An 18,710-nucleotide genomic window follows, 5' to 3' on the forward strand; every position below is an offset into this window, starting at 1 on the left:
AGGTGGTTTAGGTTTGTCAATTTTTTTCGGCGAAAGACAGATTGTAACCCCTGGGGATTTGTTGGCGGAAGGAGATTTTCTATCGGGCCATAACACCTACAAGTACGGATCCAAGATATATGCCAGCAGGCTTGGACTAGCTGAATGCAAAGGAAAAAGCATACAGGTTGTTGCGTTGAATAATTTTTATATTCCATCCGTCGGCGATCTTGTTATTGGAAAAATAGTTGACATAAACATGCATGGATGGACTTTAGACATAAACTCGCCCTATCTCGCAATACTGAAAGCTTCTGAAGCTCTTAAGAAACAGTTTCGGCCACAGAAAGATGAGTTATCCGAGTTTCTAGACGTGGGTGATTTGGTTTTCGCTAAAATTATCGCCTTTGACAGGACGCGGAATCCGAGCCTAACTATACGTGAACCCGAACTGGGGAAAATTACACATGGCCAAATTGTAAAAGTATCACCTGCAAAGATTCCTAGGATTATTGGAAGGAAGGGTTCCATGATTACCATGCTGAAGAGGGAGACCGAATGCAACATAACAGTCGGACAGAATGGTTTAATCCATATATCTGGCAAAGATCCGGAAAATGAGAGGATCGCGATTTTAGCGATAAGGAAGATCGAGCAAGAGGCTCACACCTCGGGATTAACGGACCGCGTAACTGAGATGATTAGAAAAGAAAGAGGTCAGAAAATAGAATGAGCAACCGTGTAAAACTCGTTGATGAGAATGGAATAAGGATAGATGGAAGAAAACTGAATGAGTTAAGACCTTTAAAATTAGAAGTAGGCGTACTAAGTAACGCGGATGGCTCCGCCTATATAGAGCAGGGCAAGAACAAGATTCTCGCCGCTGTATACGGTCCAAGAGAGGTTCATCCCAGACACCTCGCCCTGCCAGACAGAGCAATACTAAGATGCAGATATCATATGGCCCCATTCTCTGTAGAAGAACGAAAGTCGCCAGCGCCATCCAGGAGGGAGGTTGAACTTTCTAAGGCAATCAGAGAGGCGCTTGAACCAGCCATCTTCCTAGAAAAATTCCCCGGAACATCTATCGACCTATTCATAGAGGTGTTACAGGCGGATGGAGGGACAAGATGCGCTGGGATAACCGTAGCCTCGCTCGCTTTGGCGGATGCTGGCATACCAATGAGGGATCTTGTTGTGGCATGCGCGGCTGGAAAAGCCGATGGACATCTGATCCTAGACTTGAACGACGCAGAAGACAAGGAGGGAGAAGCTGACGTGCCAATAGCCTATATGCCAAACTTCAATGCGATTGTACTCTTACAGATGGACGGCTTATTAACTATTGAAGAGTTTAAACAAGCAATTGAGCTAGCATTAAATGGATGTAGGGAGATATACCGCCTCCAAAAGGAGGCTCTAAAAGCCAAATACCTCGCCATAAAAGAGGAGGTCGCAGAGGAAGTAGAAGAATGAACTCGATAATGATCTCCAAATTGAGGCAAAAACAGATTGCACAGCAGATTTCAGCGGGTAAGAGGCTGGACGGCCGGGGGCTAACCGAATATCGGCCGATCACCATTGAGACGGGAATAATTGAAAAGGCGGAAGGCTCGGCTAGGGTGCGATTAGGCAAGACGGAAGTTATGGTCGGGGTTAAGATTGGCCTGGGCGAACCATTCCCGGATCGTCCTTATGAAGGTGTATTAACAGTTAATTCAGAATTTGTTCCATTGGCTTCCCCCGAATTTGAAGCGGGTCCGCCGAGTGAAGAATCCGTCGAACTTGCAAGGATTGTAGATCGAGGGATCAGAGAATCAAAGGCGATCGATCTAATGAAACTCTGCATTATTCAAGGCAAGAAAGTATTTGTGGTTTTTATTGACATATACGTCCTAAATCACGATGGCAATCTCATCGACGCCTCAGCATTAGCTTCGCTAGCCGCATTAATAGATTCTAAGATCTACAAATACGAAGTAAGGGATGGAGATGTCGTGAAAAAACCGGGTTACGATCCGCTGCCAATCCAAAATTACCCAATAGCAGTAACTTTTGCCGACATAAGCGGCAAACTCGTAGTAGACCCCTGGCTGGATGAAGAGGAAGTTATGGATGCCAGAATAACTCTCAGCTTCGACAAAGACGGGAAAATATGTGCCGTACAGAAGGGGGGCTCTGGCATGCTTACTCCGCAACAGGTTATTGAAGCGGCTATAACGGGGAGAGAGAAAGCGGAATATCTAAGAAGAATGGTGGTGAAGGACTAGATGGGTAAGAAAAAAAGATTGAAGAAGATGGGGCCTGTAGGCGGCTTCGGCGTAAGATATGGTGCAACAACAAGGAAAAGGTATATCGAAGTCGTAACAAAGTCGAGAGACCGCTATACCTGTCCGCAATGTAACACTGAGAACGTCAAAAGAGAAAGTGTTGGGATCTGGATATGCGAGAAATGTGGATCAAGGTTTACCGGAGGCGCCTACACACCATTTACAAAACTTGGTGTAACTGCAGATAGAGTCTCAAGAACGAAATAAGAATGGAAATGTAAACAATACATGAGGGTTTAAACAGCGCAACCTATCCTCAGAGATGATTCTAATTACAACCTCGCGAAGACCTACTCGAAGAATAAGGTCACTCTGTAAAGACATGAGTCTTTTAATACCTAACACGGTGAGGGTTAACAGGGGGAAAATGAGCATTAGAGAGGTTGCTGAAAAAGCCCTTACCGTAGGCGAAGGCAAAGCGTTAATCATCGACCGAGGTCAGAACGGATGCGCTAAGATTAGATTTATTAGGGTAGAAAAAGAAGCCGCAACAATTCTAATTTTGCATATAAAGGGATTTAAGCTGATGAGGGAATTTAGAACAAAAATCTCAAAAGAACTGTACAGGGCTGCTTGCATAGAAGATAAAAAATTCCAAGATCAAGACGAGGAAAGACTTAAAAGGTTCTTGTCGGATTTTCTCGATTTGCCGCTCATGAGTCAAATTGCAATGAAAAAGGATCACACATATATTTCCTTATCATCTCAGTCGGAGCATCTCTTGAAACTTTCCTTTTATTCCTATCCGGGCAATATTGAGATAGGGCCACGTCTAACCATCTTAAGGGTTGAGTGGAAAACTTGACCAAGAAAGCTGAAGCGTTAATCCAGATTTATTTTCCCTCAAAAGAGGATGCAATAGTAGCTGAGAAGTCGTTGAGACCTGAAGAAAGAAGCTTGCCATCTGAACGTTCAAAGGTTCAGATTAGGCGGAGAGGTAGAAAAGTAACATTATATTTTGAATCGAAGGATGTGCCGGCGCTGAGAGCCTCTATAAACTCATTCCTATGTTGGATGTATCTTTTGAGAAATCTGCAGAATTTCATATACTTAGGCATAGAGAATGATGAATGTGACAAAGCAGAGAAATAAATTATCCTACAAAAGTCATGAAAACCTTATATGTGATCTCCATAAACACTAGGCATTATTGTTTAGACAGTTAAAGGTTCTCGCCAAATTCTTTAGAAGACTGTTCATGCTTGGCTTAAGATGGTGAAAATGAGCGCAAACATTAAAAAAATAGCGTTAGAAAGGATAGCTACCCTATTCCATCTCGCGAGAGAGGCGGCGAATGACAGACCGGAACTTGCGGACAGATATGTTGAAATTGCTAGAAAGATAGCGATGCGTTCACGTGTTAGAATTCCAAAAGAGTACAGAATCTTTTTTTGTAAACGCTGCAAACGTTTTTTGGTTCCAGGGGTTGGTTCACGAATACGAATACAACCTCGGAGAGAACCACACGTAGTAATCACATGTAAGCATTGTGATGCAAAAAGAAGAGTGCCGCTAAGAAGATCCTATAATAGAAGGAGTTGACTAATCTAAAAGTTTGTTCATCAAGAATGATTCAGGGGCAATCTCTATGAGAAACTAAAAAGTATTTATAAGACTCTGCAGAATAAGACAAAAGATGCCGCAAAGACGGAAGGAATGATATTGCCAACCCCCTATGACGTGCCCGCTCATATGCTAATCGAACGGCTCGCCGCCCACCTAAAGAATAATGTAGAGAGTATAAGGCCTCCTGAGTGGGCTCCATTCGTCAAGACTGGTGTATTCGCCGAAAGGCCTCCTGAAAACCCTGACTGGTGGTACATTAGGTGCGCATCTATCCTACGTAAGCTTTACATGAAGGGTCCAATTGGCGTTGATCATCTCCGCCAAGAGTATGGAGGCAGGAAAGATAGGGGAACTAAGCCTGAGCATACTCGTAAAGGAAGCGGGGCAATAGTGCGTAATGCTCTTAAACAACTGGAAAAAGCCGGGCTCGTAAGAACAGAGGAGAGAAAAGGACGGGTTATAACCCCTGAGGGGAGAAGGCTACTCGATCTAATCTCAACAGATCTCAAGAAAGAGTTGGAGAAACGTATACCAGAGCTCAAAAAGTACTAGCGGGGGTAACTTTTTTTGGGCGAAGATGAGGAGCTTGAGTCACTGCGTAGGAAGAGGCTGATGGAGATACAGCAAAGGCTTGTTGAAGAGCAGCAGCAAGCAGAATCTGAGAGGCGGCTCGAGATGCAGAAGCAAGCATTACTCAGAAAAATACTTACCCCCGAGGCAAGGCAAAGGCTGACAAATCTAAAGATGATTAAACCGGAATTTGCCACGCAGGTTGAATTACAGTTGATTCAAATTGCACAACAGGGAAGAATCAATCTGCCTATTAATGATGAACAGTTGAAAGAGATCCTTTTCAGGTTGCAGAGTGATAAGAGGGAGATAAGAATTAGGAGAGCTTGATATGGCTAGACATAAGCCTAAAGCGAAGAAGAAGAGGTTGATTAGAGCTAGTAGACTCAGCAGAGCTGTTCCAGCCTGGGTTATGGTTAGGACTCATGGTAAGGTAAGGCTGAGTCCTAAGAGGAGACACTGGCGAAGAACAAAAATAAAGCCGTAATGGTGCGTCACTAACCATGAGCAAGGATGAAACTGAAGAGAAGGGAAAAGTCGTCTCGGAACAAGAGTCCAAAAGTGAGGCTCAAGCTTCGATAAAAGAGGAAACCAGGGAAGAGGAAGAGGTAACAACATCTGCAAAGGAGAAGAGAGACATCGTTGAGGAGCGAGTTTACACAGTTCCACTAAGAAGAGCTTGGTTAGCCCCTCGCAATGTGCGTAGTGAAAAAGCTACGAGAACACTTAGAGAGTTTATTATGAAGCACATGAAAACCGGAATTAACTCCATAAAGATAACTAATGAGGTTAACGAGAAGATATGGAGTAGAGGCATTCAGAAGCCCCCCCGAAAAATCAGGGTGAGAGTGGAGAAAGACTCTGAGGGTGTTGTAACAGTCTATCTTGCAGAGAGGAGCTAGCCTGTTGCCGATCTTCCTGCTGGACGTGTTCGGCAGCCCCAGCATCGGTGTCTTCATAAAAGTTACTGAACGTTTCATTATAGTTCCCAACCATTTGCCAGAAAGCAAGGTGAAAAAGCTCCAAAACTGGTTTGACATAGATGTCGTAAGAACCAATATTGGAGGCTCAATCGTAGTTGGATCACTTGCCTGTGCGAACTCTCATGGAATCGTTCTACCACATTACATTTGGGATGAAGAGTTGGAGAGACTGAAGACACTAAAGGACGTGAACATTACAGTTGCAGACACCAAAAGAACAGCATTTGGAAACATGGTTCTAGCTAATGATTATGGAGCGATTGTAGACCCAAGACTCACAAATAGAGAGAAAAGGATAATCTCTGACTCTCTAGGCGTTGAAGTCGTTTCTGGAGAGGTTGCTGGGTTACCATATGTTGGAGCATTGACAACGGCAACAAACAAAGGTGTCTTAACCCATCCATTAGTCAAGCCTGAAGAAGAGAAGCTCTTGGAAAGCATCTTGAAGGTTTCTGTGGGTAAAGGAACGGTGAACTGCGGAATACCTTATATAGCGACTGGACTTATAGGAAACAGTAAAGTTGCGGTTGCAGGTTCCCTGACAACAGGGCCCGAGATATTCATGATCGGTCGGGCTTTGAGGATGGATGAGCAATATGACCGAAGTGAAAACCTACTTGATCTCCGGCAGAATAAGGAAACCTAACCTCAAAACGACATTCAAAAAGAGGATAAGGGCCTTAAAACCTGAAGACGCGATAGAGGAGATTTTCAAAACTCTTGGAAGCAAGCATAGGGTCAAACGCTATCATATAAAAATCGAAAGGATAGAGGAGGCCAAAGATGACCAAGCCGACAGTTGATGGTGAAACGAATTCGGCAAGTCAATCTGCGGAGACACCCGAGGAAGAGGCCAGAAGGCTAATCGTAGAGCTAAGGTTGCTTGAAGGAACAGCTGAAGCCCTACAATCGAGAATAAACTTCCTAAACGCCGCCTTCAATGAATTAACCCTTGCAAGTAAAACTCTGGAAGGAATCGAAAAAGAAAACGTTAATGCCTCGATCTTCGTACCCATAGGAGGCGGCTCATACATAAAGGCAAGTCTCAGCGAAACAGATAGGGTGGTATATGGTATAGGCGCAGGAGTGGCAATTGAGAAGTCGATTAGCGAAGCCAAAGATGGGATAGCGAATCGTCTATCCCAGATAGAAAGGACAAGACAGGCCTTAGAACAACAACTGACACAAGTCTTTCACCGCATCCAAGAAGACCAGAATAGAATCCAAGAACTGTCTAGAGCCTTGAGAACCCGTGAGAGATAATTAGGAATGTTTGAGAAGATTCGGCAAGGCGTATCAAACTTTATAGATAGGGTCGCCAAAAGCGAGCTGAAAAGCGAAGATTTGCAGGCAGCACTCCAGGATTTCAAGTTAACCCTCATTGAGAATGATGTTGCGGTTATCGTGGCGGACCATATATGCGAAGAAATTGAAAGAAGGCTGGTTGGCCGGAGAATAAATAGGTTCGAAGACAGGAGAGAACTGGTCAGAGAAACGCTGTTTTCCATCCTAATGGAAACATTGCAACCCACAGAGACTGTAGACCTCTTCGAATTGATTAATGGTAAGAGGGCAATGCGTGAACCGTTCACAATGGTCTTTATAGGGATTAATGGAACGGGAAAAACTACAACGATAGCAAAAATGGCTTACCACTTAACTAAGAATGGTTATTCCGTGGTGTTAGCATGTAGTGACACATTTAGAGCTGGGGCTATCGAGCAGATTGAGACGCATGCTAAGCGTCTAGGTCTCCCAGTGATTAAGCATAAATACGGCTCAGATGCTGCCGCCGTGGCTTTTGACGCGGTTCAATATGCGAAGTCAAGGGGGATAAACGTTGTGCTAATAGACACGGCAGGTCGAATGCAGACAAATAAGAACCTACTTATGGAGATGCAGAAGATCGTGCGTGTAATCAATCCGGACATGGTCATTTTTGTTGGAGACGCCCTCGCCGGCAATGACGCTGTTATGCAAGCAGAGGAGTTTAATCGATTCGTTAGGATTGACGGATCAATTATGGCGAAATTGGATGCAGATGCTAAGGGGGGAGCGGCGATTTCAATAGCCTACGTCACAAGGAAGCCGATTCTATTCGTAGGCACCGGACAGAAATATGAGGACCTAAAACCTTTTGATCCGGAGATGATAGCTAAACAAATAATTTATTCGCGGTGATTAATCTCTATTTAAGCGGAAGGAATGAGATTGCTATGAAAATAAAGCCTCCTCTGATTCTAGGTATACTTGGACCATTAGTAGCCTATATTTTTATATGGGTCTCGATTTCTTCATCTCCCTGGTTTAGCTGGTATAAGAATGCTCTTAGTGACTTGGGACATGCTGGAAGAAGCTCGTCCGCGCCCTTCTTTAATTTCGGTCTTGCCTTATCCGGATTTATTAATATAATTTACGCATGTACCGTGTTCAGGAGACACGCAAAATACACGAGCTACTGTCTAGCCTTCTCGGCATTTATGCTTCAACTGGTCTCCGTTTTCGACGAGATATACGGATTTATACACTTCATCGTGTCAGTATGCTTCTTCATTTCCGCAGCCATATCCTGTCTTGTATACGCTGTTGAAAAGAGATCATTCTTCGCTCTTATCGCCTTCGTTATTGGTTTAAGTTCATGGGTGCTCTATTGGTTGGGCATTTATAAAGCTGGTGTGGCAGTTCCAGAAATTATCTCAGCGATTGCAGTCACCTCTTGCATTTTCTTGTCTGTTTGGAGGATTGGAACCGAAACGGATGCAGAGAATAAAGCTAACGTGACTGTAGCGTAAGACGGTTCAAAATAAATTCAGTTTTTCATGTTAATGCAAGTAGTGACATCGGTTAAGATTTGAGTTTTCAACAATTAAAAAAAAGATTTATGTTGAGAGGACAAGATTTCCGATGGGAAACTGCATACTCCCATAGAGGATCATGTATGAAGGTCGCTGTGAGATATTTTGGAAAGATCAGAGAGTTATTTAATATTAAGAGAGAAGAATATGAAGTTCCTGAAGGTATTTCAATTGCAGATTTAATTGTAAATGTAATTCCCGAAGCACACAAGGAAGTCGCTGAGGTCTGGAAGGGAACGATCTTCAGAACTTTTAAAGGTGAAATATTGAAGGACAAAAATGGGATGCCGATTCTTCAAGAATACCTAATCCTAGTGAATGGTCGATCATGCAGACTCGAACATAAACTTAATAATGGAGACGAAGTTGCTATTCTCCCACCCTTCGGCGGGGGATAAAAAATGAAAAGAAGGTTTTGGTGTCTCTTATGAGAGTTAAGGTGAGCGATAAACTTGACGAATTGATAGATCTAATAGGCAGCTTAAGGAGAACGTCTGAAGAAATAGGTGCAATAATGGTGTTTATAGGAATTGTTAGGGGATCAGCAAACGGAGAAAAAGTCAGACACCTTGAGTATGAGGCACATGAGGAGTTGGCGGCTGAAGCGCTGCAAAGGATAATTGGGGATCTAAGAGAAAAGTATGGCATAATCGACGCAGTCCTAGAGCATAGAGTTGGTGTAGTAGGGGTTGGGGGAGACATTATGTATGCGATAGTGGCATCTAAACATCGGGAGGAAGGCTTTAAGGCATTAACTGAAATGGTTGAAAGAGTTAAACGTGAAGTACCAATATGGAAAAAAGAGGTAAGAGAAACAGGGCCTTGCTGGGTAGAGAATATTACCGAAGAGAGAGATTCATGCGTTTAACCTGCTTAGTTGATTAAAGATCTTCTCAATAGTTCTGTAAAGGCTTTTATACGTGCTGTACTTTGTCTCATAGAGTTTCTCTGCATCATCTTTCGGCGAGAAGCTCTGCTTTTCTTTGCATATTTTCGATGCAGCTTCCTCCACGCTTCTGTACGCCTTGACTCCAACACTCGCCAATATTGCTGCTCCTAAGGCAGCTGCCTCAGTCACATTTGGAACGATCACATTTCTCTTAGTGACGTCTGCCTTCATCTGGAGCCAGAATGGTGATTTCGCACCCCCGCCGATGGTGCGCAGTTCCGTTATGGGGGTTCCATGAGATTCAATGGCCTCCACATTGCTACGTAGCTCGTAACATAGCCCCTCAAGTATAGCTCTGATGACCTCCTTTTTGCTGTGAGCCAATGTTAATCCGATAAATGCCCCACGAGCATTTCTGTTGAATGTCGGTGTTCCGCTACCCTCAAAATATGGGAACAAAAATAGATCTATGGAGCCTATCGGAGCGTTTGAAGCCATAGAAGTCAGTATATCATATGGATCCACACCAAGCCTTTTCGCCTCTTCCTTCTCCTTATCTGCGAAATTGTCTCTAAACCATCTTAAAATGACTCCGCTTGTGGGATTGAAGCCGAACATGAAGAACTTGTCTTCAATGACATAGTGATGAACCGCGAATCCCTGCTGCCGCATCCTCCTTGTTAATCTCATGGACTTGAGGACAACGCCTATACATTCTACGGTTCCAGTAGCATCCATTGCAGGGCCCGTCGCAGTAATTCCGGCCCCTAGTGCACCGCATGGTTGATCATGTCCTCCAGTGACGATTACGGTTTCCTTGGAGAGTCCAGTCTTCTTGGCGACTCCCTCATCAATTTCGCCTACTACATAACCTGATGGACGAATTTCTGGAAGACTGCTCTCTTCAAGTCCCGCAGCCTCAAGTATTTCGGACGACCACTTCTTCTTTTTAATGTCGAACATCATTGTCCGGGATGCCACTGAGTAATCTGTCACGGTTTTCCCGCAGAATTTTAAGTTAAGATAGTCTTCCCAGCAGAGAAACATCCACGTCTTTCGGTATATTTCCTCCTCGTTCTCTCTGAGCCATTGTATTTTGGGAAGAGGGTAAATTGGCATTAAGGAAGTTAGGGGTTGACCGGTGATGGCGTAAACCTCGTCTTTGCCGAAGTTTTCCTCCAGCCAGCGAGTCTGTCTTACCGCCCGAGCGTCGAAAGTGGTCATACTCCAATATAATGGGTTGCCATTCCTGTCAACTGGTATGAATGCGTCGCCAAGAACGCTGGTTCCTACTGCTGCAATATGCTTAGGATCTATCTTTCCATTAATGATGCTGGATCTTATTACAGAGATTATGGTTGTCCATACCTCTTCTGGATTTAGCTCAGACCAGTCTGGTCTGCGATGATAGAGTTTGTATTCTCCGTATGCCGACGAAATTATTTGCCCGTCAACATCAAAGATGACTGACTTACATCCAGTCGTACCGACGTCTAAACCGAGTATGTACATGATGGACACCAAACTTATAGTGTGATGTTTCATCACTAATTTTTTGCAGGCGCCCTTTCAGACTCGATCTTCTCCTGATAGCCGGATTCTATATAGGCTTCGATAGGATCTAAGGGTAAACCTTTCTCGAGTCTAGCCATTCCAATGATCGGTCTCACATCAGTGAGAAAAGCGTCTAGGAGAACCCTAGTGGAAAGTATTATCTCATTCTTTTTTTGGTATTTCTCAAGAGTTTCACGATCAACCGTTAATGCTTTGCAGTATGATATCATAAGGGAGTCAACAGAGTGAAGAACGGCATGCATCCTGTTCTCAAGCGCTGAGCATTGATCAATCACGTATGTCCAGTCTTTACCCTTATCTCTGTTACCGATAACACCGCCGCTAACTAATTCATGAAAAATTCTGAATAGCTGAATGTTTGGTTCAACAGCATGATCGTCGTCAGCAGCATATCTAGTGTTGAAATGCATTCCTCCCAACATCTCCTTGTCAATTAATCTTGCCACAATATGTTCTACATTGACTCCGTGAGGATGATGGCCTAAGTCAATGATTACCCCTGCTCTCTCGCCAAGATCCTCCGCTAGATCACAGGCAACGCCAAAATCTGAGATCACCGTATGATACGTGCCGGGCTCGAAAAGCTTATACTCGATCAACATCTTCACGGAAGTAGGCATCATTTCGTAAACTTTTTTTAATGATTCTCTAAGGTTTTTTTGTGCAGTGCGCATGTTTACTTGTCCGGGATAAAGAGAGCCGTCTGGAAACCATAATGTTAGAACGTTATTCGCGTATCTTGCAGCTATCTCCGCGGCTGTAAGACTGTGGTTAATTAGTCTAATCCTGACCCTTTCGTCATTATTTGATAGGCTGCCAAAATGTGTACCTTCAAGAAAGTATGTTGGGCTCACCGTTCCTATCTCGAGGCCAATCTTGTTGGCATATCTCTTCAGCTCCTTAAAAGATTCAGGACTTATCTCATCAAATGGAGATTGAGTCGGATCGTCCCAGCCTACGTGAATACTAACTCTGGGTGTGGCACCTGTTAACTTATGAATGAAGGCTGCATCGTCGAATTTCTCATATATGTTTCTTGCAGCGCCAGGCGGAATGTACCCGCTGAATCTTCCACCACCAAAGGGTCCAAAGACCCATGAAGGAACCTCAACTGTGAAGTCAGAAACTTTTCTCTTCACCTCATCTATGTCAATGTTCCTCTTTGTCAGCTCCTTTTCCAAGCTGCTATACTTAGTAGATATCTCTTTCTCGATGTTTTTGAAACTCTTCATCATCAACTTCACCATCCGGGAAAAATGTGATATTTCTTATTAATATCGGTTAAGATAAATCTTAATTGCCGGATTTTTTATCCCAATATGTAGAATCGATGGGATAGTGACGGCTGAATGAGTGGAGGGGAATCAGAAGAACTGAGGCTTATAAAAAAGATTGTGGAGGTCTCTAAGAGGCTTTATAATAGGGGGCTCGTCTCCGGTGCTGGTGGAAACGTTAGTGCGAGGCTTCCGGGTTCAAGTGAAGTCTTCGTCACGCCTAGCGGATTATGCAAAGGCTTCTTGAAGGCCTCTGACATCATTAAGGTTGATTTAGAAGGAAGGTTAATTGAGGGAAAACTTAAGCCAACATCGGAGACTCCGATGCATACTGAAATTTATAAGGTTAGAAGCGACGTTAATGCGATAGTGCATGCGCATCCCCCAGTTTGTACAGGCTTTGCTTGTGCTGGAATTTCACTTAACGTTCCGGTTTTCCCGGATTCAATCGCTATGGTTGGGGACATTGGAATAGTTGAATACATTACGCCTACGACTGATGAATTAGCGAAGAAGGTTGCTGAATACTCGAAAAGTTACGATGCTCTCCTACTTCTAAATCATGGAACAATAACCGTTGGTTCAAGTCTCGAGCAGGCTTATCAAAGAACCGAAATACTTGAAGATCATGCGAAAATAGTATTGGTTTCAACCTTGCTTGGGGGACCCAAAGTCCTATCAGAAGAGGAGGTTCTGAAAATAAGGGGACTAAAAACAGAGAAATACCGTTTGGATGTTGTAGGTAGACAGAGATAAATATTCACAACTGCCGTTAAGCCAATCCTGCTATGCTATGGATGATGGGCTTCAGTTTTAAATGTTTGGAGACCCGTATCTAAATGGATCGTATTGAACAAAGTTTCGAACGTTACCAGAGGCAGATTCTAATCGATGGCTGGGGTGTAGAGGGGCAAAGAAAGCTTAGGGCTGCAACGGTAGCGGTTGTAGGTGTTGGAGGATTAGGCTGCACATCATCAATACAACTGGTTGTTACAGGTGTCGGAAAGCTAATACTGATAGACCATGATAAAGTAAGTTTAAGTGACCTGAACCGTCAGATCCTCTATTCGAGTCCTGATGTGGGAAAGTATAAGGTCGAGGTTGCAAGCGTCAAGCTTAGGCTCCTAAATCCCGACGTCCAAGTAGAAGCGTATGTCGAGAGTGTTGATGAAGAGAATGTATCCTTTCTATTGAAAGATGCGGAAGTTATTGTTGATGGGTTGGATAAATGGAAGACCAGATTTATAATAAATGACTATTGCTTAGAGAGGCGGGTTCCGTTTGTTCATGCAGGGGTTTCAGGCTTCTGCGGTCAAATCTCTACTATTTTACCTGGTAAGGGGCCTTGTCTCCGATGCATTTTTCCGCAAGAGCCTGCCGAGAAAGATGTGGTTCCCGTTTTAAGCGCAACGCCCGCACTACTGGCATCTCTCCAAGCAATGGAGGTGATCAAGCTTCTGCTGGGAATAGGCAAGCCTCTGATAGGTAAGCTACTTTTCATTGATGGGGAAGAGTCGTCCTTCGAGGTCATTGACGTAAAGATCAACCCTAATTGTCCGGTATGCGGAAAAATGGTTAATGAATAACATCTGAATACCTTAATCTTCTTTACAGATAGATCAACTTTTTGGCTGCCTATTTTTGAAGGATGGGAATTCTCGTCATTGCTGACAATAGCCTTATAGGTGATTTCTTCTCTCTGAAGTCTCTTACCATAGCTGCTAAATCATAATTGTATTCTGTCTCACATGTTTCGATAAGCTTCTTTACTCTTCTCATCCCATATGAGAAGATGAAGTTCAGCCCGGCTCGCTGTAGCGGGTTCTTTAAGCTAACTCTTGCCCAATCCCTTATGAGTTCAGGCGCCCAATCTAAATTATGTTTCCAACATTCTAAAAATAGTTCGGCATGCGTAGGCGTCATTCTTTCAAGCGAGAAGGATTCGGTCTCTTTTCTAAGCCTTCCAGCAGTAACTAGGAATAGGGGTACAATCAGGCTTTTGAAGGGCCGCAAATTCTTAATCAATTCTAGGGTGATTTCCGCATCTTTTTCTGTCTCTCCAGGAAGGCCGAACATTAATGTTGCACATGGAACCCAATTGTTGTCTGATAAAATTTCAAAAGCCTTGACGACGATTGAAGGCCACTCCTCAGGCTTGAATGGTCTGCATTTCCCCATCATGTGCCGCTTAATTAGATTCGGGCTTCCGGTCTCGATTCCAGTCTGACCGCTTAACCAGCGTTTTTCATTAACATTCAAGATACAAGAGATTTCTTCAACCAGATCTGGCGCGGCAGCAACGGATGCCAACGCGAAATGGCTAATCCCAACTCCTTTGACACCCGGATGATTCTTCACTGACCTGAAAAGTTCAAGAACGGCTTCTCTATTGACATCGATGCCCCTCGCTCCATACCGTAACACATCTTCTGCATGTAGGAGAGGTTGTCTTCCAGCCCTCAGATTCACTTCGACTTCCCGTAGAATATGGGGGATTGGGAGACAACGGTGTCGCATCATCGTCGGCATGCAGAAGGCACAGTTTCTTCCGCAACCCCTAGAGATTTCAACTAGACCGCATATCGTTCCGCCTTTTATCACCGGAATCTCCTCGATAGACGGCGTATCTCCGTAGACAATTCTTGGTAACTCTCCCCCCTCAACGGCCTCCTTAAACAGTGAGGGTACAACTTTTTCACCCTCGCCAATGACCACACAGTCTACGCCCAATTCTCTACGTGTCTCTTCATCCTCGAGCTGCCAAGCACCAGGTCCTCCTACAATAATCTTGGGTCTAAACTTCTTGACTACTGGGTTTTTCAATATCTCCATAAATTTTATTCTGTTGTATGCTTGACCTCCGAATATTGCTGTAAATGTGGTTGTCGCAGGACCGATTCCAAGCGGGTCATTCTCAGTTAATCCCAGAACCTTCGTCCGCGAACCGATCACCTTCTCCAGGTGATCCGGGTGCGCAACAATAACGTCCTCCCTTGCGAAACCGTGCTCGAGCAGAGTAGCCTCAACCTTTCTTGTTCCGCAAGGCGCCACAGTGACGGAACCGTCATCATTAACGTCTATGGGAGGACAGAAGACTGAAAAATAAACCTTATCGGGCACTAGACCCTTAGGCACGCAGGCGCTGAAGCCTAGGAAAATGGCTCCACCATACTCGCTCATCAATGTCCTGTCGGCAGTAAGCACAATAGGGTAACCAAAATCTCCCATCAGACCAGCGCCTCCTAAAATGGTCTGAGGAATTCTTCATATGACTTCAAGAGATATAAGCTTTTATGATAGCATAGACTTTCATAGTTCGGCTGCAGCACTATGCAGCTTACATGTCTAATATTTTAAGATGTCTCTCAATGGAGACTTTTAGGAGATTTGGTGCTCCGGCCGGGATTTGAACCCGGGTCTGCGGCTTTCTCTTGCTTTTAGCAACGAGAGGCCGCCATACTTAACCGGACTATACTACCGGAGCCTGTAAATTATTGGTTTTTTATTTCCGTCATTCATTCAATCCGTCTCTATGTATTAGCTTTTCGCTTTCTAAAAGAATAGCTAATAATTTTTTGGTTTAAAAAAGGAGTCTTTCTCAAGGATTTTTGGAAAAAATAGGACATGCAATAAGTTTAGTTATGATAATATTGTGCGCATAGGGAGAAGTGCCGATGGGTCAGGCTATCTGCCTAGGATCTTTTCCGCAGCTCTTCGGATGTCTTCTGCTTTAACTGTCTTTCGACCTGCGTGCATTGACCAGTCTATGGCTTCTTTGCCAATTTTTATACCTATTTCCTCGAGGACTCGACCCATCTCTCTTGCCGCTGATTCACTTACTCTCTCGGCTCCAGCCTTTTTACATATCCTATGCATGGCAGCTATTGCTAACTCGCCCATATTTATCCCTCTTTTGTGGCAGTAATTCTCTTATTAGGTTTATTTAATGTTTTTCGTTTTTGCTGATTCTTCATCTGCGCAGATGTATGATTTATATACCGCCATAAATATTGTGAAGAGAATAAAATGTTCGGCCTAGGCTCATGTGTAATAGACTGTGAGAGAAGATGAGGCAAGTTGGGAAGCGTTCGTCCGGAGAGAGTTAAGAGGATTGCAAAGATGCTATACGAGAAATACCCGGGCAGATTTAGTAGCGACTTTGAAGAGAATAAGAAGATTATAGAGTCCGTCGCTAACATACCGTCAAAGAAATTTAGGAATATGATTGTTGGCTATGTAACACGCCTAGCAGCTGAATATGGAACGGCGGATGCTACAGGAAAGGAGAGTGTTGAGAAGTCATAACTTATATAGTACGTCTCCTATAATTTTTCCCCCAAAAGGAGTTTTATGGAAAGCTGGCATATGTTAATGGTGGATGATTATAGAAAGGGCTGGGCACTTAGATATCTTCGCGAAGCCAAGGATGAAATTAGAGCGTCTACAAAGAATTTAGCCTCCCTTGACCTAATCATTGATGCCGCTAGGAAGGCACAGGCCGCCATATACTTCGTCCTAGGCGATCCAATATCAATCCAAAGCATCGTCAACCAAGCCCTCTTAGATGGAAAACCAGTAGAGAATCCGGTCCTAAGATGCTTAGTTGGAATTGAGCGAGCAGTACAGAGGATGGAGAGTCTCCATCCATCGAGACATCGTGAAGCCTTGAAGGATGCTGAAGAAATCGTCAATATTGCATCCGACATCGTAGATTTGATAACTTCAGAAGATTGATTCCTGAGTTTCCGCGCAAAAAGAAAAATATGGAATCAGTAAAAGTCCAGTAACCTTTTGGTATTCTTGTCGCCTAATACCGTTGAGCAGGTCCTTGGATCTAACCGTCGAAATTCCAAAGAAAAAGTCTCCAGGAGATTCTGTGCACCCTTAGCAATAGTTGGGGCCACTAAAATTCCCCTTACATCACGGTTCACTATTCCTCTTACTGATTCAACATACTTTGCTAGTTGCAATACCGCGTCTCTACCAGCGGCTCTTCTCTTTATTTCGATAACAACCATTCTGCCCTTATTGTCTTCGCAATAAACATCCACAAAGCCCGGATCAACTTTCTTTTCAAATGTAATCGGTTTCAACCCATCCTCAATTAGAGATGGTCTAGCTAATATAGCCTTTTGCATATCCTCTTCACTGGCGTAGAGAAAGAACCCTCCTCTATCGACAAGATCTAATACCGAGATTTGGAAGATTTGATCTAAGAATATTGACATAACTTCCCTAGGCGTTTTTCTAATTGCCCGGATTACAAGCGTATCCCTCTTTCTGTCTGTATGAAGAATGCAGTCTGCTGGCTGCCAGTTAATTGGTTCATATCCGCATGCTCTGTGAACGAGAACAGAAGAATCCTCTTTTATAATCAGGATCCTCTCTCCCGGCTCAAGTTTTGACTTTGCTCGTCCCTCATAATTCACCCAACAATTGCCTATGATTATGAGAACTTTTCTTTTTGAAATTGCTGATTTTATTATATTTAACGCTTCATCGATAGCCGGATTTTGAAATGTTACTGTAGGTTTTCTATTGCTCAAGACTCACTCGCCAAAATCTTTTATGATCTCCAGAGATAAATCTTATTTTCTGGAGCATGTCCAAACTGGAGTTCCGCAGAAAACGTGGTGCGATGAAACATTACGATCGAATAGCTGATCTCTATGATTCGTTGTACAAGCATGAACAGGATAAAAAAATCTACTCGACTCTAAAATATGTGGGATTAGCAGCCTCTGATGTCGTTTTGGATGCTGGATGCGGAAGCGGTCTCCTCTTCCCTTGGCTTGATGGAAAGGTTAAGGTGATCGTTGGCGTCGACATATCCCGGTGTTTGCTAAGGATTGCAGCAAGCCGCTCAGGCGGCTCATCCGGTACAGAAACCCATTTGATTCTCGCTGATGCATCCTATCTCCCCATAAGGAAGGAGATTTTTGATAAAATCTTTGCTATTACACTCATGCAAGATGTTCCAGAAGTAGATGTAGTCGTTGAGGAAATTTTTAGGGTTGCAAAAAATAGCTCCGAGATAATAATCACTTGGCTTAAGAAAGGCGGCTCCGTTAAAGGGCTGAAAAAAGCAATAAGGGACAGAAATGCGCGGCTCTCAATCATAGATGTTGGGGGGGAATGCAAGGACCTCATAATCTACGCTTCAAAACTTAGGGATAAAAATAAATAGTGGACTATTCACAGTCTGTTTAGGTGAATAAAGAATGCCGACCCATGGAAGCCTTTCAAAGGCGGGGAAAGTACGTTCCCAAACACCGAAAATCGAGCCGATGCCGAAGAGTAGGAAGCCGCCTAGAATTAGAGTGAGGAGAAATTTTGAGAAGAGAGTCTTACTCCAGAGAAGACCGGGGCAGAACTGGCTTTAATTTTTCCTTCTTTTAGCTTATGGCCATTATTGTTCTAGACGGTATCGGCGAGTTTTAGGATCGCAGGATATTTTTTCTTCCTCGAATAGCTTCCTGAGGGCTCTGAAGACAATCTGTGGCTTCTTTCCAAGTTTTTCAGCGATCTCATATAATGTGAGGGGCTGAGAGGAGCTAAGTAGATTCAAAATTTCCTCATCTGTCTTTCCCATAACCTTCACCTGCCTCTCTCTATTCAACAAAGTTATGAGATATATGTTTTATTAAATATTGAAGGGTCGAAAACTATGGAATGTCCCCCCTGTTTAA

The 18,710-nt window shown here is 43.7% G+C and carries 30 protein-coding genes and 1 tRNA gene; 24 read left to right on the forward strand and 7 right to left on the reverse strand.

Going from position 1 to position 18,710, the window contains the following annotated elements:
- The first annotated feature begins 13 nt into the window (after positions 1 to 13).
- From rrp4 to NZ952_05010, 18 genes are all read left to right on the forward strand, one after another.
- Positions 14 to 712: an exosome complex RNA-binding protein Rrp4 gene (gene rrp4, locus NZ952_04925; protein MCS7120529.1), complete on the forward strand. Its 699-nt coding sequence runs from the start codon at positions 14 to 16 to the stop codon at positions 710 to 712.
- Positions 709 to 1,455 (forward strand): exosome complex exonuclease Rrp41, encoded by a 747-nt coding sequence (gene rrp41, locus NZ952_04930; GenBank protein MCS7120530.1) that lies wholly within the window; start codon positions 709 to 711, stop codon positions 1,453 to 1,455. The genes rrp4 and rrp41 overlap by 4 nt, the downstream gene beginning before the upstream one ends.
- Complete coding sequence (rrp42, locus tag NZ952_04935) at positions 1,452 to 2,249, forward strand: exosome complex protein Rrp42 (GenBank protein ID MCS7120531.1); 798 nt, start codon at positions 1,452 to 1,454, stop codon at positions 2,247 to 2,249. Before rrp41 ends, rrp42 begins: the two co-directional genes overlap by 4 nt.
- The gene (locus NZ952_04940; protein MCS7120532.1) at positions 2,250 to 2,516 is read left to right on the forward strand and encodes a 50S ribosomal protein L37ae; all 267 of its coding nucleotides are present in this window, start codon (positions 2,250 to 2,252) and stop codon (positions 2,514 to 2,516) included.
- A 160-nt stretch (positions 2,517 to 2,676) separates the two neighbouring features.
- Positions 2,677 to 3,114: a hypothetical protein gene (locus tag NZ952_04945; GenBank protein ID MCS7120533.1), complete on the forward strand. Its 438-nt coding sequence runs from the start codon at positions 2,677 to 2,679 to the stop codon at positions 3,112 to 3,114.
- Positions 3,111 to 3,401 (forward strand): KEOPS complex subunit Pcc1, encoded by a 291-nt coding sequence (locus NZ952_04950; protein MCS7120534.1) that lies wholly within the window; start codon positions 3,111 to 3,113, stop codon positions 3,399 to 3,401. Before NZ952_04945 ends, NZ952_04950 begins: the two co-directional genes overlap by 4 nt.
- Before the next feature lie 129 nt (positions 3,402 to 3,530).
- On the forward strand, positions 3,531 to 3,851 hold the full coding sequence (locus tag NZ952_04955; GenBank protein ID MCS7120535.1) for a ribonuclease P: 321 nt from the start codon (positions 3,531 to 3,533) through the stop codon (positions 3,849 to 3,851).
- Between the two features lie 120 nt (positions 3,852 to 3,971).
- Positions 3,972 to 4,427, forward strand: a complete 456-nt coding sequence (locus NZ952_04960; protein MCS7120536.1) for a 30S ribosomal protein S19e — start codon at positions 3,972 to 3,974, stop codon at positions 4,425 to 4,427.
- Positions 4,428 to 4,442: 15 nt separating this feature from the next.
- Positions 4,443 to 4,775, forward strand: coding sequence for a DNA-binding protein (locus tag NZ952_04965; GenBank protein ID MCS7120537.1), 333 nt, complete (start codon positions 4,443 to 4,445; stop codon positions 4,773 to 4,775).
- A 1-nt stretch (position 4,776) separates the two neighbouring features.
- Positions 4,777 to 4,932 (forward strand): 50S ribosomal protein L39e, encoded by a 156-nt coding sequence (locus NZ952_04970; protein MCS7120538.1) that lies wholly within the window; start codon positions 4,777 to 4,779, stop codon positions 4,930 to 4,932.
- Positions 4,933 to 5,083: 151 nt separating this feature from the next.
- Positions 5,084 to 5,347 carry a 50S ribosomal protein L31e gene (locus NZ952_04975; protein ID MCS7120539.1) on the forward strand — a complete coding sequence of 88 codons (264 nt, stop codon included), beginning with the start codon at positions 5,084 to 5,086 and terminating at the stop codon, positions 5,345 to 5,347.
- Positions 5,348 to 5,351: 4 nt separating this feature from the next.
- Positions 5,352 to 6,074: a translation initiation factor IF-6 gene (locus tag NZ952_04980; GenBank protein MCS7120540.1), complete on the forward strand. Its 723-nt coding sequence runs from the start codon at positions 5,352 to 5,354 to the stop codon at positions 6,072 to 6,074.
- Complete coding sequence (rpl18a, locus tag NZ952_04985; GenBank protein ID MCS7120541.1) at positions 6,025 to 6,231, forward strand: 50S ribosomal protein L18Ae; 207 nt, start codon at positions 6,025 to 6,027, stop codon at positions 6,229 to 6,231. The genes NZ952_04980 and rpl18a overlap by 50 nt, the downstream gene beginning before the upstream one ends.
- Positions 6,212 to 6,691, forward strand: coding sequence for a prefoldin subunit alpha (gene pfdA, locus NZ952_04990; protein ID MCS7120542.1), 480 nt, complete (start codon positions 6,212 to 6,214; stop codon positions 6,689 to 6,691). Before rpl18a ends, pfdA begins: the two co-directional genes overlap by 20 nt.
- Before the next feature lie 6 nt (positions 6,692 to 6,697).
- Positions 6,698 to 7,609, forward strand: coding sequence for a signal recognition particle-docking protein FtsY (gene ftsY, locus NZ952_04995; protein MCS7120543.1), 912 nt, complete (start codon positions 6,698 to 6,700; stop codon positions 7,607 to 7,609).
- A 35-nt stretch (positions 7,610 to 7,644) separates the two neighbouring features.
- Positions 7,645 to 8,220, forward strand: coding sequence for a DUF998 domain-containing protein (locus tag NZ952_05000; protein ID MCS7120544.1), 576 nt, complete (start codon positions 7,645 to 7,647; stop codon positions 8,218 to 8,220).
- Between the two features lie 146 nt (positions 8,221 to 8,366).
- Positions 8,367 to 8,681, forward strand: coding sequence for a MoaD/ThiS family protein (locus NZ952_05005; GenBank protein ID MCS7120545.1), 315 nt, complete (start codon positions 8,367 to 8,369; stop codon positions 8,679 to 8,681).
- Between the two features lie 29 nt (positions 8,682 to 8,710).
- Positions 8,711 to 9,151 (forward strand): molybdenum cofactor biosynthesis protein MoaE, encoded by a 441-nt coding sequence (locus NZ952_05010; GenBank protein MCS7120546.1) that lies wholly within the window; start codon positions 8,711 to 8,713, stop codon positions 9,149 to 9,151.
- On the opposite strand, the gene NZ952_05015 is transcribed toward NZ952_05010, so the two are convergent.
- A complete protein-coding gene (locus NZ952_05015) occupies positions 9,140 to 10,684 on the reverse strand; it encodes an FGGY family carbohydrate kinase (protein ID MCS7120547.1) in 1,545 nt (514 codons plus the stop codon). The two genes, NZ952_05010 and NZ952_05015, sit on opposite strands and share 12 nt — an antisense overlap.
- 35 nt (positions 10,685 to 10,719) lie before the next feature.
- On the reverse strand, positions 10,720 to 11,982 hold the full coding sequence (locus NZ952_05020; GenBank protein MCS7120548.1) for an L-rhamnose isomerase: 1,263 nt from the start codon (positions 11,980 to 11,982) through the stop codon (positions 10,720 to 10,722).
- 114 nt (positions 11,983 to 12,096) lie between these two features.
- Here NZ952_05020 and NZ952_05025 point away from each other — a divergent pair, with 114 nt between their 5' ends.
- Both NZ952_05025 and NZ952_05030 read left to right on the forward strand, forming a co-directional pair.
- Positions 12,097 to 12,777, forward strand: coding sequence for a class II aldolase/adducin family protein (locus NZ952_05025; GenBank protein ID MCS7120549.1), 681 nt, complete (start codon positions 12,097 to 12,099; stop codon positions 12,775 to 12,777).
- A gap of 83 nt (positions 12,778 to 12,860) precedes the next feature.
- Positions 12,861 to 13,607, forward strand: coding sequence for a HesA/MoeB/ThiF family protein (locus NZ952_05030; protein ID MCS7120550.1), 747 nt, complete (start codon positions 12,861 to 12,863; stop codon positions 13,605 to 13,607).
- 49 nt (positions 13,608 to 13,656) lie between these two features.
- Here the strand turns inward: NZ952_05030 and NZ952_05035 are convergent, their stop codons facing one another.
- The 3 genes from NZ952_05035 to NZ952_05045 form a co-directional block, all read right to left on the reverse strand.
- A complete protein-coding gene (locus NZ952_05035; GenBank protein ID MCS7120551.1) occupies positions 13,657 to 15,249 on the reverse strand; it encodes a B12-binding domain-containing radical SAM protein in 1,593 nt (530 codons plus the stop codon).
- 160 nt (positions 15,250 to 15,409) lie between these two features.
- Positions 15,410 to 15,505, reverse strand: a tRNA-Glu gene (locus NZ952_05040).
- Positions 15,506 to 15,705: 200 nt separating this feature from the next.
- Positions 15,706 to 15,921, reverse strand: a complete 216-nt coding sequence (locus tag NZ952_05045; GenBank protein ID MCS7120552.1) for an NFYB/HAP3 family transcription factor subunit — start codon at positions 15,919 to 15,921, stop codon at positions 15,706 to 15,708.
- 177 nt (positions 15,922 to 16,098) lie between these two features.
- Here NZ952_05045 and NZ952_05050 point away from each other — a divergent pair, with 177 nt between their 5' ends.
- Positions 16,099 to 16,326 (forward strand): 30S ribosomal protein S17e, encoded by a 228-nt coding sequence (locus NZ952_05050; GenBank protein ID MCS7120553.1) that lies wholly within the window; start codon positions 16,099 to 16,101, stop codon positions 16,324 to 16,326.
- 66 nt (positions 16,327 to 16,392) lie between these two features.
- A complete protein-coding gene (locus NZ952_05055) occupies positions 16,393 to 16,755 on the forward strand; it encodes a hypothetical protein (protein MCS7120554.1) in 363 nt (120 codons plus the stop codon).
- 35 nt (positions 16,756 to 16,790) lie between these two features.
- Here NZ952_05055 and nucS read toward each other — a convergent pair whose 3' ends face one another.
- Positions 16,791 to 17,567, reverse strand: coding sequence for an endonuclease NucS (gene nucS / locus NZ952_05060; GenBank protein MCS7120555.1), 777 nt, complete (start codon positions 17,565 to 17,567; stop codon positions 16,791 to 16,793).
- 56 nt (positions 17,568 to 17,623) lie between these two features.
- Here nucS and NZ952_05065 point away from each other — a divergent pair, with 56 nt between their 5' ends.
- Positions 17,624 to 18,208, forward strand: a complete 585-nt coding sequence (locus NZ952_05065) for a class I SAM-dependent methyltransferase (protein MCS7120556.1) — start codon at positions 17,624 to 17,626, stop codon at positions 18,206 to 18,208.
- 34 nt (positions 18,209 to 18,242) lie between these two features.
- Positions 18,243 to 18,404, forward strand: a complete 162-nt coding sequence (locus NZ952_05070) for a 30S ribosomal protein S30e (protein MCS7120557.1) — start codon at positions 18,243 to 18,245, stop codon at positions 18,402 to 18,404.
- Positions 18,405 to 18,430: 26 nt separating this feature from the next.
- Here the strand turns inward: NZ952_05070 and NZ952_05075 are convergent, their stop codons facing one another.
- Positions 18,431 to 18,613 carry a MarR family transcriptional regulator gene (locus NZ952_05075; GenBank protein ID MCS7120558.1) on the reverse strand — a complete coding sequence of 61 codons (183 nt, stop codon included), beginning with the start codon at positions 18,611 to 18,613 and terminating at the stop codon, positions 18,431 to 18,433.
- Between the last annotated feature and the right edge of the window lie 97 nt (positions 18,614 to 18,710).

It is taken from the genome of Candidatus Bathyarchaeota archaeon (assembly GCA_025059045.1).
In the GTDB taxonomy this organism is placed as follows: Archaea; Thermoproteota; Bathyarchaeia; order Bathyarchaeales; family DTEX01; genus JANXEA01.